This window comes from Desulfuromonas thiophila, from assembly GCF_900101955.1.
Taxonomy (GTDB): Bacteria; Desulfobacterota; Desulfuromonadia; order Desulfuromonadales; family Desulfuromonadaceae; genus Pseudodesulfuromonas; species Pseudodesulfuromonas thiophila.
In genome coordinates this window covers 22,433-35,690 of the sequence record NZ_FNAQ01000007.1, presented here as the reverse complement: position 1 = coordinate 35,690, position 13,258 = coordinate 22,433, and the positions used below count along the sequence as shown (strand labels likewise).

Below are 13,258 nucleotides of genomic sequence, written 5' to 3'. Positions count from 1 at the left end.
CATTCTCCCCTTATCCGGTTTTTTGAGCGCTTTTCGCCGTTCGCTTCCCCTGCAGCCAACACCGCTCAGTCGCCTGGCGCCAGTACCAGCACCTGCATCGTACCATCGTGAAAGGTCGCCCGTTCCACCAGCCCGGCGGGCAACACCAGCCGCTGCCGCGCCGGCAGCGCCAGCAGCACCAGATCAACCGCCGGCAGCGTCTCAGCAAAGCTCAACCGTTCAGCGAGTTCCCTGTCCCACGGCAGAGCCAGCCGGTCGGCATAGAGCCCAAAGCGGCTGTCGTTGCTGAGCAGCCGCAAACGCTGCGGCGCATCGTTGTGCCGCAACCAGTAACCGGCCTGGCGGATGCTGTGGTTCTTGTCAGCCTGCTGCGCCAGGGCCAGGGTCTTGGCCGCCGGTACCCCGTAAACCAGCACCAGCAGCAGCGCCAGCAGCGCAGGACGCGACGCCAGCCACTGCCGCCAGCCTTGCAGACCCTCACCGGCCAGCACCAGGCAGAGCACCAGCGGCAACCATAGATAACGGCCGGTGGTGAAATTGTGCACCAGGCAAAACAGCAGATTGAGTGCCACGAAGGCCAGCAGCGGCCAGAGCAGTACTTGCCGGGCTGGAGACCAGAAACCTCGGCCGGCACGCCACAGTGGCCAGAGAGCCAGCAGGGTACCCGGCAACAGCGCCGTGGCCAGCATTTCCACCAGGCCCAGCAGGTAGATCAGTGGCGCATAGTGGCGCGTCACTTCCAGCAGGTTGTTGGCCAGATGGCCGCCGGGCAGCTGCCGCTGCAGCTGCTTGATCTGGTCAAGCAACTGGCGGTAATCGGTGAACAGCTCCAGCCGGACCAGGCCTTCCAGCCACTGGCGAGCCTCTCCCAGCCGCGAAACCCCGGCCAGCTCCAGCCACCCCAGCTCCCAGAACAACGCCAGCAGCAGCACCAGCAACAGGCCAGCCCGCAAGACCTGCTTCAATCGCCAGCCCGGCGCCGGGTTCGCCGCCGTGATCAGCAGCAGTAGCGGCGGCAGCAGAGCCAACAACAGCAGCCCTTCGATCCGCAGGGCCGTGGCCAGCAGCGCCAGCAACAGCGTGACAAACACCCCGCCGATCCCCGGCCGGGCGCTGTAGCGCGCCAGCTGTGCCAGGCAGGCCAGCGCCAGCAGCAGAAACAGGGGATCGCGCAGCAAGAAAACGGCCGCCTCATTATACGTCGGCAGCAGGGCAAACAACAGACAGGTAGCCAAAGCCGCCGCAGGGCTGAACAGGCGACGGCCAAGGCTGTAGAGCGGCAGCAGGCAAAGTACCAGCGCCAGACTGCTGAGCAGTTGGCCGGCGCGAATCCAGTCGGGCACCAAGCCATGCACTGCGGCCAGCAATAGCGGATAGAGCGGCATTGGATACTGGGCCAGGCCAGCACCAAACTGACCCTGAGCATAGTGGCGGGCAGCCGCGACATAGACGGCGGCATCGCGGTTGACCACCGGATCGCTCCACAACAGCAGCAGCTTGAGCAGCAGCGACAGCAGCAGGATCAGTCCCAGCAGGCGACGGGGATGGCCGGCAATGGCCGACAACCGCTCGCTCATGACAGGCCCGGCGCATATTTGCGGACAAAACGCCGCCGCAGCTGAACGCCACGACGTTCGACGCGGCGCCACAGACGCGCCTGGCGGCGCAGGGCCTGGCGCAGGGGCAACGCACTGTACAGCCGGATAAAACGACAGTAGTCGCGCACCGTCAGGCCCATGCCCAGGCTGGAAAAGTACAGCCCGGCCAGATCCTTGATCCGCCAGCGCAACGGCAGCCGCTGGCGGAACTGTACCCGGTGCAAGTCAATAAGGTAGAGATGAAAATCGGCGGGATCAACGGTCGCGCCGTCCGCTACCTGCAACAGAAAATGACACAGGTAATAATCACGGTGGTTAATGCCCTGTTCATGCAGCGTCCGACTGATGAGGGCAAGACGCGTGATCAGTGCCCGTTTCAGGCGCACGGGCGGCGGCTGGCGTGCCCAGTCACGGCAGAAATCCTCCAGGCTGATCGTTGGTTTGAGTTCCTCGGTGATCAGAAAGGATTGCCGCGTCACCGGATTACGGCCGCGTTCGCCGTAGGCCACCGGTTTGAGGGTTTCGACTCCCAGCCGGGCGAGGATCTGGCAGGCCAGCCATTCATTGGAGGCGCTCGACACAGGTGGCCGACGCAAGCGCAACAGACTGCCCAGCAGCCGCCCCCAACCCAGACCGCTGTAGAGCTTGGCGAAATAGCTGCGGCCGAGCAGCTCGAAACGCAGGGTGCGACGACCATCCATGTTGCGGAATTCCTCACCCTGCAGGGCGAAGAGGGCGTCGAAGGGATCGCAATCCGGCCACAGCTGGCGCCACTCGGGCGGCAGAATCAGCATCACGCCTCCTGTTCGATGAGATCGACGGCCCGCGCGGCCAGACCGACAAGATCGGTGCGTGCCAGATAGGTTGTCGCCGCCGTCTGCCAGATAGCCGGGTCGCTGGTCAGCATCTGTTCCAGCTCGCGGGCAAAGCGCCGGCCATCGAAGGGGCTGCGATGCACCAGACCGGCGGCGGAATCGGCGATATGCTGGCTGTAACCACAGCTGTCCGTCACCAGCACCGGCAAGCGGGCGGCGATAGCCTCCACCAGAACCATGCCGGCGGCTTCGCGATGGGCCGGATGCAGCAGCAGATCGGCAGCGAACATGAAATTGGCCACGTCATCGCAGCCGCCGAGAAACTGTACCTGCTCCGCCAGCCCCAGTTGACGCGCCAACCGTTCAAACGGGCGCTGGTTGTCACGCCCGAGAATCCGCAACTGGCAACGCTGCCGCAGGGGTTGTGGCAAGGCGGCCAGGGCCGTCAGAGCCCGGTCGACCCCCTTGATACGAAAACCGGAACCCACCATGAGCAGCAGTTTCTGCTGCGGCCCGAGGCCCAGCTGGCGACGAAAACCGGCCCGCCGCTGGTCATAATCCGGCGGCGCCAGCCGATCCGACGCCACACCGGGAGGCAGCAGATAAAACCGCTCAGCGGCGGTGCCGTAGATCTGCCGAAGCGCGGGCTGCTCAAAGGTGCTAAGGGTCAGAATGCGGGTCAGGCTGTCACGGCCGTAAACGGCACGCTCAGCCCGCAAAAAACTGCGACTGCGCGGCAGCCAGCCATACCAGAAGGGTCGGGTACGCAACCGCAGGGCGAAACAGGGATCGGCGGCGAAATAGAAATCAAGACCGGGCATGCGGTTGAAGCCCACCAGGACATCGCAGGGTTCCTGCCGCAGGCGCTGTTGCAAGGCAACAGCAAACTGCTCGTAGCGCCGGTAATTGACCCGCGCGCTGACCGGCAGACAGGTCAGCGGCACATCGGCCGGCAGTTCACCCTGGGCTTCGAGAGCGAAAAGCTGCACCTGATGGCCGCGCCGCTGCGCCTCGCGGGCAATCTTGAGGCAGTCGCGCTGCAGGCCGCCATAGGGGAAATACTTGAACAGGGCAAAAGCCAGTCGCATGAATCGGTTACTTTCGCGAGATGATCGGAGTCTGCCGCAGCGCCTGCAGAGCCACAGCCGACAGCTCAGTGATCATGGCGTAACCGCGCCAGAAGGCTTCGGCCTGGCTTTGGAACAGCTGGGCATCCTGGGCATAACGCAGCAGATGAAGGAAATTGCGCCGGCGCTGGCGCAGGCTCAAAGGGCGGCGCTGCAGACGCAGGTCGAGGACATCAATGAGGGCAAAGTCACCAGCGGGCTGCACCAGGATGTTGCCCCAGTGCAGCGAACGAAACAGAACGCCACGCTGGTGCAGCAACGCCACGAAAGTGCCCAGCCGTTGCAGCAGTGCCGTCTGATCCGTGTCGGGCCGGCGACAGTGCTGACGCAGGGGTTCGCCATCGAGCCAGACGTACCAGGCCAGGCTGCAGGCCGGCCGGCGACAGCGGGCCAGCCGTTCCACCTGCAGGCTGGCAATACCGCGGCGCTGCAGCCGACGGGCGTGACGGGCAAAACGCCAGGCCGCCGGCGACAGCAACTCGCGCGACAACAAATGCTTGCGGCGGAAGATCTTGACCACCAGGCCCTCGCCGGTCAGCAGCACCTTGGGCCCGAAGGCATCCGCCTCCAACTGGCGACTGTTCTGCACCAGCCGCTGGTATTCGGCCGGTGGCAACCATTTCATCGCCTCAGTCCTGCGGAAACAGCTCCTGCTCCACCAGATCACAGAGAATATGGATGAAGGTCAGGTGAGCTTCCTGGATGTGTGGCGTCTCCGGCACGGCCACCGTCAACGCCAGATCAACCTGGCGCGCCAGTTCGCCGCCAGCGCGACCGGTAAAGGCCAGGGTAACGCAACCGCGCCGGCGCGCCACTTCAATGGCACGCAGCACATTGGGCGAGTTGCCACTGGTGGAAATACCGATAACAACATCGCCGGCACCGGCCAGAGCCTCGACCTGGCGGGCAAACACTTGCTCGAAGCCAAAATCGTTACCGACCGCCGTCAGAATTGAGCTGTCCGTCGTCAATGCGATTGCAGGCAACGCCGCCCGATTCTTCAGAAAACGGCCAACCAGCTCGGCCGCCAGATGCTGGGCGTCGGCGGCACTGCCGCCATTGCCCATAACCAGCACCTTATGGCCGGCCCGCAGACAGGCACAAAGCCGTTCGGCGCAGGCCGCCAGTTGACCACTGAGGGGCAGCACCTGCTGCTCGAACACGGCAATATGACGCCGCAGATGCTGGCGGATCTTCGCTTCCATACAGTTTTTCTCTGTTATTTCCATGTCATAGACTCTTTTCTTTAGGCGGCTGACCGGTTTCCGGCAGCAGCTCATTGATGGCCGCCAGCACCGTGGCCGGAGCAATCGCGCTGGCGCAAACCTGCTGCTGCGGGCAGTCTTTGCGCAGACAGGCGGCACAGGCCAGCGGCACCTGCAGGCAGCGATGTTCTCTTCCCAGCGGACCATTGCGGCGGGCATCGGTCACCCGATAAAGGGACACCGTCGGCGTGCCAACAGCGGCGGCGATATGAACCGGGCCGGTGTCGCCCCCCACCACCAGATCGGCGACGGCCAGCAGCGCCACCAGCTGTGGCAAACTGCCACGCGGCCACAGCAGCGCGCCCGGCGCCAGCGCGGCAATCGCGGCAGCCGCCTGTTGTTCCTCGGCGTTACCCCAAGTCAAAAGCGGCACCGCGTCCGGCCGCGCCGCCAACTGCGCTACCAGGGTCTGCCAGTGCTCCAGCGCCCACAGCTTAGTCCGCCAGGTGGTGCCGTAGTGGCAGACAATCAGACGCCGCCCCGCCGGCAACCCCAGCTGGCGCAGCTGATCGGCCACCTCGCGGCGGGCCTGGTCATCAACCGTCAGGGGACCAGCGCAAGCGACCTGAACCGCCGCCGGCAGGGCCGCCCGCACCAGCGCCAGGGCACGCTGACCAACGTGGTAATCGGCGGCTCCCAGGCTCACCCGCTGGCGAGTCGCCAGCAGGTTGGGCCATTCGCGCACGGCCCGGCGATCATAGCCGTATTTGGCCGTGGCCCGCGCCAGCAGGGTGACCAGACCGCTTTTGCTGTTGCCCTGCAGATCCAGCACCAGATCGTAACGCTCGGCGCGCAGCCGACGCACAAAGGCAAAAAACTCCCGCGCCAGGGCCAGCGGCGGCAGCTTGCGCCAGCGGCGGGTCTGCAGCGGCAGCACGGCCCGCAGCAGGGGATGGCCCCGCAACAGCGGCGCGAAACCCTCCTCCACCAGCCAGTCGACCTCGGCAGCCGGTTCCGCCGCCCGGATATAGGCCAGCACTGGCAGGGCGTGGACCACATCGCCCAGGGCACTGACCTTGACAATCAGAATCTTCACGCGGCTCCCTCAGCACTGAGACCATCGAGCAACTCGCCGGCGGCGGCCACGACCATGTCAGCGCTGATGGCTGTCATACAGCGATGATCCGTCGGACACTGCCGCCTGAGACAGGGAGCGCAATCCACCGCCTGGCGCACGATGCGCACATTGGCCGCCAGTGGCGAGGTGGTGCGGTGATCGGTGGAGCCGAACACCGCTACCAAGGGCACCCCAAAGGCCGCCGCCACATGCATCGGACCGGAATCGTTGGTCACCAACAGACGACACTGCTGCAGCAACGCCATCAACTGACGCACGCTGGTGCGGCCGATGAGATTCTGCACCGGGAAACGCATGGCAGCGGCAATGTCCGCCCCGATGGCCTGTTCGTTCGGCCCGCCGGTCAGCACAATGGGCACACCGTAGCGGTCGGCCAGGGCATCGGCCACGGCGGCGAAGCGTTCCGGCAACCAGCGTTTGGCGCTACCGTAGGCCGCTCCCGGATTAATGGCAACAGGCCGCTGGCCCGCCAGCAGGGTACGCGCCGCGTCCTGTTCGGCCGAGGTACACGCCAGCAGCAACGGCGCGGCCGGCGCGTTTAGCCCCAAGCGACGCAGCAATTCCAGATAATAGTCGGTATGGTGGCGTCTTTTATCCGCCGCCGTCCGTGCTACGCCATGGCTGAGCAACAGGCCACGGCCATCGGTGCGATAACCGGCCCGCCAGGGAATGCCGGCCAGGCGGGCGATAAGCGCCGCCTCAAAGGCATTCTGCAGCAGCAGGGCGGCTTCAAACCCCTGCGGGCGCAATTCGCGACCCAGGCGCCACAGACCGGCGACCCCGCCATGACAGCCCTGTTTCTCGTAGCGCAGTACCGCATCCACATGGGGATGGTGAACAAACAGCTCCGCCACCAGCGGATTGGCCAGCACCACGATGCGGCTGTGCGGGAAATGGGCCCGCAGCGCCGCCAGCGCCGGCGTGGTCATGACCGCATCGCCAATCCAATTGGTCTGCCGTACCAGCAAATGACGCGGCTGCAAGGCGGCAAAGGCCGGTTTCACCGCGCCTCCGCCGGCAGGGGCTGCGCTTCCTCAACAAGCAGCAACGCAATCCCCTCGCGCACCGGATAGGCCAGCCGGCAGGCGTGACACAGCAGTTGCTGCGGCGGCTGGCCCTGCAACTGCAAGCCTCCATGACAGCGGGGACATACCAACAGATCGATCATCGTCTCCAGTTCCATCAATCTTCACTCCTCAGCAGGAGGTTGAAAAAGTCCCATCCGGGACTTTTTCAACGATGCAAGCCGAAAATGCGAGTTCCGTCTTGCTCACAAAATCAATCCATTACGGAGCAAGGATTGATTTTGGTCTCCCGTCCATGGGCTCTACAGGCTGTTTGTCAACAGCCTGTTGGGTGGCGGCCCGCCTCAGCCAGGGTCAGCAAGGGCGCGGCCAGCAGCGCTTCATCGTAACAGACCAGCTCCAAGGGAACCGCATAGCAGGGTCGGTCAAAATCGGTGGCACGCAGCTTGACGGCATCCTTTTCGGTGGTCAACAGCCAGTCGGCACCAGCGGCCAGGGCCTGAATGCGTTCCAGTTGGGCCCTATCGTATCGGCTGTGGTCAGCCAAAGCCAGGGTAGCAGCCGGCACGATACCCTGCTGGCGCAGGGCAGCAAAAAAATCCTCCGGCGCGGCAATGCCGGCGAAAGCCACCACGCGGCCCCCCCGACAGTCGTGCAGCGGCCGGCAGGCACCGGCCAGATCCTGCATGTGCGACGCCAGCTGCTGGCCAAAGCGCACCTGGGGTCGCTCAGGCAGAAGCGCCAACGGTGGCGGCAATGGCAGAGGACAGCGCGTCAGCAGCAAAAGATCGGCATGGCGCAGGGCCGCCGGCGCCTCGCGCAGCAAACCGGCCGGCAACACCCGGCCAGTGGCCAGTGGCCGCCGGGCATCGAGCAGCACCAGATCAAGGTCGCGCCGCAGGGCCAGATGCTGAAAACCGTCATCGAGCAGCACCAGGTCGATGGGGCCCTGTGCCAGGGCGCAGCGCAAACCGGCGCTGCGGCGTGGCGCACTGACCACCACCGCGGCCGGATGGCGGCGAGCCAGCAGGTAGGGTTCGTCACCGGCCTGTTCGGCCGTGAGCAACGGGCCGTTACCGGCACAAACCAGCCGCACACTGTCGCGCCGCAGGCCGCTCGCGCCATAACCGCGACTGAGCACGGCGACCCGGTAGCCGTGTCGCTGCAGCAGATCGACCAGATAGCTGACCAGCGGTGTCTTGCCGGTTCCACCCGCCAGCAGATTGCCGACAGAAATCAGCGGCACCGACGGCGTCACCTGCGGCAGCAAACCCTGGGCATAGACCCAGCGGCGCAGCGCCATCAGCCCACCATAGATTCGCCCCAGCGGAGCCAGCACCGCCAACAGAGCGGCTTCGGCTGGCGTCGTCGGCCCCTCCAGCAGCATTCGGCGGCAGCCGCACTCAAGCAGCGGCTTCATGAGTCGATTCCGCGCCGCTGCAGCAGCGGCTGCAACGCCTCAAGGGTACGGGCACTGGCGCCAGCGTGACGCTGCAGCAACTGCCAAGCCTGGGTACCGCTGCGGCGGCAACGTTCGGGGTCACGCAACAGATGGTCAAGCTGCGCCGTCAGATCGGCCACGTCCTGCACCAGACCGAATCCCTGGGCCTGACCGATCCAGGCGGCGATCTCCCGAAAATTGTGCATGTGCGGGCCGTGCAGGGCTGCCTTTTGCAGCAGCGCCGCCTCCAACAGATTATGCCCGCCAACCGGCACCAGGCTGCCACCGACAAACACCAGTTCGGCCAGGGCATAAAAGTGCAGCATCTCGCCAATGCTGTCCACCAGCAGCACGGCGCCAGCGCCCAAAGGCTCGGCTGGCGCGGCCGAACGCAACCGCCAGGGCAGGCCGTTTTTGTCGAGCAGGTCGGCCAGGGCACGGCAACGGTGCGGATGGCGCGGCACCAGAATCAACAGCAGCTCGTGGCCGCGCTGGCGCAGCTGGCGGAAAGCGCTCAGTACCGCCTCCTCTTCGCCCTCGTGGGTGCTGCCAGCCACCAGCACCCGTACCTGCGGCGCCAGTCCGAACTGCACCCGCAAAGCGGCGTCATCCTGGTCGGGCAGGCAGGCACCAGCGGGATCGAATTTGAGATTGCCCGTGGTCAGAATGCGTTCGGCCGGCGCGCCCAGGCGGGCAATACGCTCGGCGTCAATGGCGGACTGCATACAGAAACAGGCGATCTGGCTCAACAACGGCCGTAGCAGGCGGCGCACGGCATGGTAGCGCGGGAACGAGCGATCGGAGATGCGACCATTGACCAGCGCCAGCGGAATCCGTCGCAAATGGCACTGCCGAATGAACTGCGGCCACAGCTCGGTTTCAACAATCAGCACCAGGTCAGGTTGCACCCGGTCGAGCACCCGGCGGATCACCAGGCCGCTATCGACCGGGAAATACAGCCGCGCGTCCACCTCGGCAATGCCGCCGGCAATCTGGTGACCGGTTTCGGTGACACTGGACAGCACCAGCGCAGCCCGTGGCCAGCGCTGCCGCAAGTGGCGAATGAGCGGTACGGCAGCACGGGTCTCGCCAACCGATACCGCGTGAATCCAGATTACCGGCCGACCGCGCAGGGCGGCAAAATGATCCGCCGGAAAGCATCCCAGACGCTGGGCCAGACCCTGGCGCGGCTTGCGACGCAACCAGCCCAGCACCAGATAGCCGGGTGCCAGCAGCAACAGCGTCAGGCTGACAAGCAGATCATACAGCAGATACACCCTGAGCCTCCAGAATCTGCCGGGCCCGTTGGCTGGCCGCCGCCATCGCGGCCGTCAGCCGGGCATGAAACACCTGCGGCGGCTCGTCGGCAGCGCACCAGAGCGGTTCACCATAAACATAGACCAGCCGGCCAAAGGGATACGGCAGCAAAAAACGATCCCAGGAGGCAAAGCGATGCCCCCGGTTGCAGGCCAGCGCCAGCGGCACCACCGGCCGACGGGACAACCGTGCCAACTGCACGACGCCTTCCTTGATCTGATGACGCGGACCGCGCGGGCCATCGGGCGTGATCACCAGTTCACCGGGCTGCCGCGCCAGCTGCAGCAACTGGCGAAACGCCGCCCGGCCGCCCCGACTGGACGAACCGCGCACCGCCTGATGGCCAAAACAGGCCATGGTGCGGGCAATGAGTTCACCATCGAAGGACGGACTGATCAGGATCCGGGCCTGACCGCCATAGCCCCGCACCAGCAGTAACAGCTGGTCGTGCCAGGACGACAAAATGGCGTAGTGGCCCTGGCGCCACAGGCGCTCCAGCTGGTCAGCGCCCTCCACGGTACAGCGGCTGGTGTAATGAATACAGCGAATCAGCACAGCCGCCAGCGGTGGCGCCAGCCATAACAGCAGGCGGTTGACAACCGCCTTCATGGCGCCACCTGGTCATGAAACTGCAAACTGTAGAGCCGGTGATAGGCGCCCCTCGCCGCCAGCAGCTGGTCGTGGCGGCCACGCTCAAGCAGCTGGCCGTCTTCGAGCAGCAGAATCTCGTCGGCATGGCGAATGGTCGACAGCCGATGGGCGATCACAAAGGTGGTGCGGCCCCGCATCAGGTTGACCAGCGCCTGTTGCACCACCGCTTCGCTTTCGCTGTCGAGGGCGCTGGTAGCCTCGTCAAGCAACAGGATCGGGGCGTCGCGCAAAATCGCGCGGGCAATACAGACGCGCTGGCGTTGGCCGCCGGACAGACGCACGCCCCGGTCACCGATCGGGGTGTCGTAGCCCTCGGGCAGCTGACGAATGAACTCATCGGCATAGGCCTGCCGGGCCGCCTCCTCCACCTCGGCATCAGTCGCCTGCGGCCGGCCATAGCGGATGTTGTTGCGCAGACTGTCGTGAAACAGAAAGGTTTCCTGATCCACCAGCGCCATCTGGGCCCGCAGACTGGTCTGGGTCAGCCCGGCGATGTCGCAGCCATCAATCAGAATGCGGCCGCGCTGCGGGGCGTAGAAACGGGCCAGCAGCGCGATCAGGGTCGACTTGCCGGCACCACTGGCGCCAACCAGTGCCACCACCCGACCCGGCGGCACGACCAGACTGAAATCGCGCAACACCCAGTCCTCGCCCTGATAGGCGAACCAGACCCGTTCAAAGCAGACCTGGCCACGCACCGGCGCCAGCGTCAGCGCGTCAGGGGCATCAACCAGACCGGGCGCCTGATCGAGCATTTCAAACACCCGCTCGGCAGCGCCGACAGCCTTCTGGATAACGTTATTGGTCTTGATCAGGCGCTTCATCGGGCCGTACATCATGCCCATGGCGGTTACAAAGGAAAACAGCTCGCCCTGGCTGATGGCGCCGTTCATCACCCGATGAATACCATACCAGAGCACGCCAGCGGCGCCAAAAGAGGCCAGCAACTCCACCAACGGCGCGGTGGCCGAATCGTAACGGATCACCTTGACCAGCCGCTGATAATAACGCAGATTTTCATCCTCAAACTTGCGCCGCTCGGTCTCCTCGCCGGTAAAGGCTTTGACCACCTTGATGCCACTGAAGGCCTCGTGCAGGATTCCGGTCAAATTGCCCATGTTGGAGAGGCTTTTGTGGACATACTTCTTGATGCGCCGCCCGATATGGCTGGCCGGCACCAGTGCCACCGGCAACACCACAAAGGCCACCAGCGCCAGGCGCCAGTCATTGTAGAACAGCAGACCCACCAGACCAACCAGGGTCAGGCCCTCGCGCACCATGGCCACCAGTTCATCGGCAGCCGACTTCTGCAGCATGCCGACATCGTTGACCACACGCGACACCAGGGCACCGGCCGGCGTCTGGCTGTAGAAGCCAAGCGACTGGCGCAGGCAATGACGATAGAGATCGTTGCGCAGATCCTGCACCACCAGCTGGCCAGCGGTCTTGATGAAGTATTCCTGCACATAACGGGACAGGCCCTTGAGCAGGGCCAGGCCGATGACGATCAGTGGCACCAGGTTGACCAGCCACAGCTCGCGCCGCACCAGCACCTCGTCGACCAGCGGCTGCACCAGCTTGGCGACACCAACATCCGTCGCCGCCACGCCCAGCGAAGCCAGCATGGCCACAACGATCCGGCGGGCGTAGGGTCGCGAGTAGGTCAGCAGCCGGCGATAGACCTGCAGGACCGGCGGCTTCATGGCCGCTGTCCCAGCAATTCGAAGGCCATGGCGGCCACCCGCTCGGCACAACCGGGTGTGCCCATCTGCTGACGCAGACCACGCAGTTCATCACGCAGCTGTCGAACCAGGGCCGGCTGATCAAGCAGACGCCGCGCCTCGGCCACCAGCCGCTCAGGGCTGGCCTCATGCTGTAGCAGCTCCGGCACCAGCCGGCGACCGGCAATGATATTGGGCAGGCCGAAATGGCGGATACGCACCAGCAGGCGGCCCAGAGCATAGGACAGCGGTGCCGTGCGATAGAACAGAATCAAAGGCGTCTCCATCAGCGCCACCTGCAGGGTGACGGTACCGGACACCGCCAGCACCAGCGTGCACGACCGCGCGACAGCGTAGACACTGGCGTCGGTCAGGCGAATCGGCAGACCAGCGGCGGTGATAGCCTGGCGCAGGGGTGCGGCCGCCAGACCGGGGGCCAGCGGAACAATAAACGCAGCTGTCGGATAAATCTGGCGCAGACGACGGGCGGTTTCCAGCAGCAGCGGCACGGAAAAGGCCAGCTCCGTCGGCCGGCTGCCGGGAAACAGTCCGATGAGCGGCCAGGCAGTGGTCCGTTCCGGCCAGGCTGCCGCCGGCAGCGGTGGTTCGGCGCCGGCACGATCGACCTCATCCAGCAAAGGATGGCCGACATAACGCACATCAAGAGGCAAGCCCTGATAGCAGGCGGGTTCAAAAGGCAGAATGGCTGCCAGTTTGGCAACATCACGGGCAATGCGTCTGACCCGGCCGGCGCGCCAGGCCCAGACCTGGGGACTGACGTAATACAGTACCGGCACACCGGCGCGGCGCGCCCGTGTCGCCAGAGGCAGATTGAAATCCGGCGAATCGATCAGAATCACCAGATCAGGTCGCAGCGGACCGCGCAAAGCCCCGGTCAGCAGGCGGAACACCGCCAGAATCCGCGGCAGATGACGCACCACCTCCACCAGCCCCATGACCGACAAAGCGCTGGCCGGTGCCAGCAAGCGGCAGCCGGCCGCCGCCATGCGTTCACCGCCCAGACCATAGAGCTGCAGCCGTGAATCCTGGCGCAGCAGGGCCTGGGCCAGATGGGCACCGAGCAGATCGCCAGACGCCTCACCAGCCACCAGCAACACCCGGCGACAGTCGGGATCGGTGGCAAGACTCAGCTGCGGACTGGCGCCATAAGGGAATGGGGACGGCATGGAAGACATGGGCGATTCCGCGAATCGAGGCAG

The 13,258-nt window shown here is 65.2% G+C and carries 13 protein-coding genes; all 13 read right to left on the bottom strand.

The features are described from left to right. Positions 1-65: 65 nt before the first annotated feature. Positions 66-1,577, bottom strand: coding sequence for a glycosyltransferase family 39 protein (locus BLR80_RS13320; protein ID WP_092078166.1), 1,512 nt, complete (start codon positions 1,575-1,577; stop codon positions 66-68). Next, positions 1,574-2,392, bottom strand: a complete 819-nt coding sequence (gene rfaP, locus BLR80_RS07620) for a lipopolysaccharide core heptose(I) kinase RfaP (protein ID WP_092078164.1) — start codon at positions 2,390-2,392, stop codon at positions 1,574-1,576. Before rfaP ends, BLR80_RS13320 begins: the two co-directional genes overlap by 4 nt. Further along, positions 2,392-3,501, bottom strand: coding sequence for a glycosyltransferase family 4 protein (locus BLR80_RS07615; protein WP_092078161.1), 1,110 nt, complete (start codon positions 3,499-3,501; stop codon positions 2,392-2,394). Before BLR80_RS07615 ends, rfaP begins: the two co-directional genes overlap by 1 nt. A 7-nt stretch (positions 3,502-3,508) precedes the next feature. Continuing rightward, positions 3,509-4,165, bottom strand: a complete 657-nt coding sequence (locus BLR80_RS07610) for a lipopolysaccharide kinase InaA family protein (RefSeq protein WP_092078158.1) — start codon at positions 4,163-4,165, stop codon at positions 3,509-3,511. A gap of 4 nt (positions 4,166-4,169) precedes the next feature. Further along, a complete protein-coding gene (locus BLR80_RS07605) occupies positions 4,170-4,745 on the bottom strand; it encodes a D-sedoheptulose-7-phosphate isomerase (protein ID WP_092078255.1) in 576 nt (191 codons plus the stop codon). A gap of 25 nt (positions 4,746-4,770) precedes the next feature. Then, on the bottom strand, positions 4,771-5,841 hold the full coding sequence (gene waaC, locus BLR80_RS07600; RefSeq protein WP_092078155.1) for a lipopolysaccharide heptosyltransferase I: 1,071 nt from the start codon (positions 5,839-5,841) through the stop codon (positions 4,771-4,773). After that, complete coding sequence (waaF, locus tag BLR80_RS07595; RefSeq protein ID WP_245691412.1) at positions 5,838-6,887, bottom strand: lipopolysaccharide heptosyltransferase II; 1,050 nt, start codon at positions 6,885-6,887, stop codon at positions 5,838-5,840. The genes waaC and waaF overlap by 4 nt, the downstream gene beginning before the upstream one ends. Next, complete coding sequence (locus BLR80_RS07590; RefSeq protein ID WP_092078153.1) at positions 6,884-7,066, bottom strand: Trm112 family protein; 183 nt, start codon at positions 7,064-7,066, stop codon at positions 6,884-6,886. The genes waaF and BLR80_RS07590 overlap by 4 nt, the downstream gene beginning before the upstream one ends. 158 nt (positions 7,067-7,224) lie before the next feature. Beyond that, positions 7,225-8,328: a tetraacyldisaccharide 4'-kinase gene (gene lpxK, locus BLR80_RS07585; RefSeq protein ID WP_092078150.1), complete on the bottom strand. Its 1,104-nt coding sequence runs from the start codon at positions 8,326-8,328 to the stop codon at positions 7,225-7,227. Next, positions 8,325-9,626: a 3-deoxy-D-manno-octulosonic acid transferase gene (locus tag BLR80_RS07580; protein WP_092078147.1), complete on the bottom strand. Its 1,302-nt coding sequence runs from the start codon at positions 9,624-9,626 to the stop codon at positions 8,325-8,327. The genes lpxK and BLR80_RS07580 overlap by 4 nt, the downstream gene beginning before the upstream one ends. Beyond that, a complete protein-coding gene (locus BLR80_RS07575) occupies positions 9,610-10,275 on the bottom strand; it encodes a lysophospholipid acyltransferase family protein (protein WP_092078144.1) in 666 nt (221 codons plus the stop codon). Before BLR80_RS07575 ends, BLR80_RS07580 begins: the two co-directional genes overlap by 17 nt. Further along, positions 10,272-12,020 carry a lipid A export permease/ATP-binding protein MsbA gene (gene msbA, locus BLR80_RS07570; protein WP_092078141.1) on the bottom strand — a complete coding sequence of 583 codons (1,749 nt, stop codon included), beginning with the start codon at positions 12,018-12,020 and terminating at the stop codon, positions 10,272-10,274. Before msbA ends, BLR80_RS07575 begins: the two co-directional genes overlap by 4 nt. Further along, complete coding sequence (gene lpxB, locus BLR80_RS07565; protein ID WP_245691410.1) at positions 12,017-13,234, bottom strand: lipid-A-disaccharide synthase; 1,218 nt, start codon at positions 13,232-13,234, stop codon at positions 12,017-12,019. Before lpxB ends, msbA begins: the two co-directional genes overlap by 4 nt. Positions 13,235-13,258 lie beyond the last annotated feature (24 nt).

Bases quoted from the DNA above. Each gene is read 5' to 3' on its own strand.
- BLR80_RS13320 (WP_092078166.1), bottom strand. From the start codon at position 1,577: ATGAGCGAGCGGTTGTCGGCCATTGCCGGCCATCCCCGTCGCCTGCTG.
- rfaP (WP_092078164.1), bottom strand. From the start codon at position 2,392: ATGCTGATTCTGCCGCCCGAGTGGCGCCAGCTGTGGCCGGATTGCGAT.
- BLR80_RS07615 (WP_092078161.1), bottom strand. From the start codon at position 3,501: ATGCGACTGGCTTTTGCCCTGTTCAAGTATTTCCCCTATGGCGGCCTG.
- BLR80_RS07610 (WP_092078158.1), bottom strand. From the start codon at position 4,165: ATGAAATGGTTGCCACCGGCCGAATACCAGCGGCTGGTGCAGAACAGT.
- BLR80_RS07605 (WP_092078255.1), bottom strand. From the start codon at position 4,745: ATGGAAGCGAAGATCCGCCAGCATCTGCGGCGTCATATTGCCGTGTTC.
- BLR80_RS07590 (WP_092078153.1), bottom strand. From the start codon at position 7,066: ATGGAACTGGAGACGATGATCGATCTGTTGGTATGTCCCCGCTGTCAT.
- lpxK (WP_092078150.1), bottom strand. From the start codon at position 8,328: ATGAAGCCGCTGCTTGAGTGCGGCTGCCGCCGAATGCTGCTGGAGGGG.
- BLR80_RS07575 (WP_092078144.1), bottom strand. From the start codon at position 10,275: ATGAAGGCGGTTGTCAACCGCCTGCTGTTATGGCTGGCGCCACCGCTG.
- msbA (WP_092078141.1), bottom strand. From the start codon at position 12,020: ATGAAGCCGCCGGTCCTGCAGGTCTATCGCCGGCTGCTGACCTACTCG.
- lpxB (WP_245691410.1), bottom strand. From the start codon at position 13,234: ATGTCTTCCATGCCGTCCCCATTCCCTTATGGCGCCAGTCCGCAGCTG.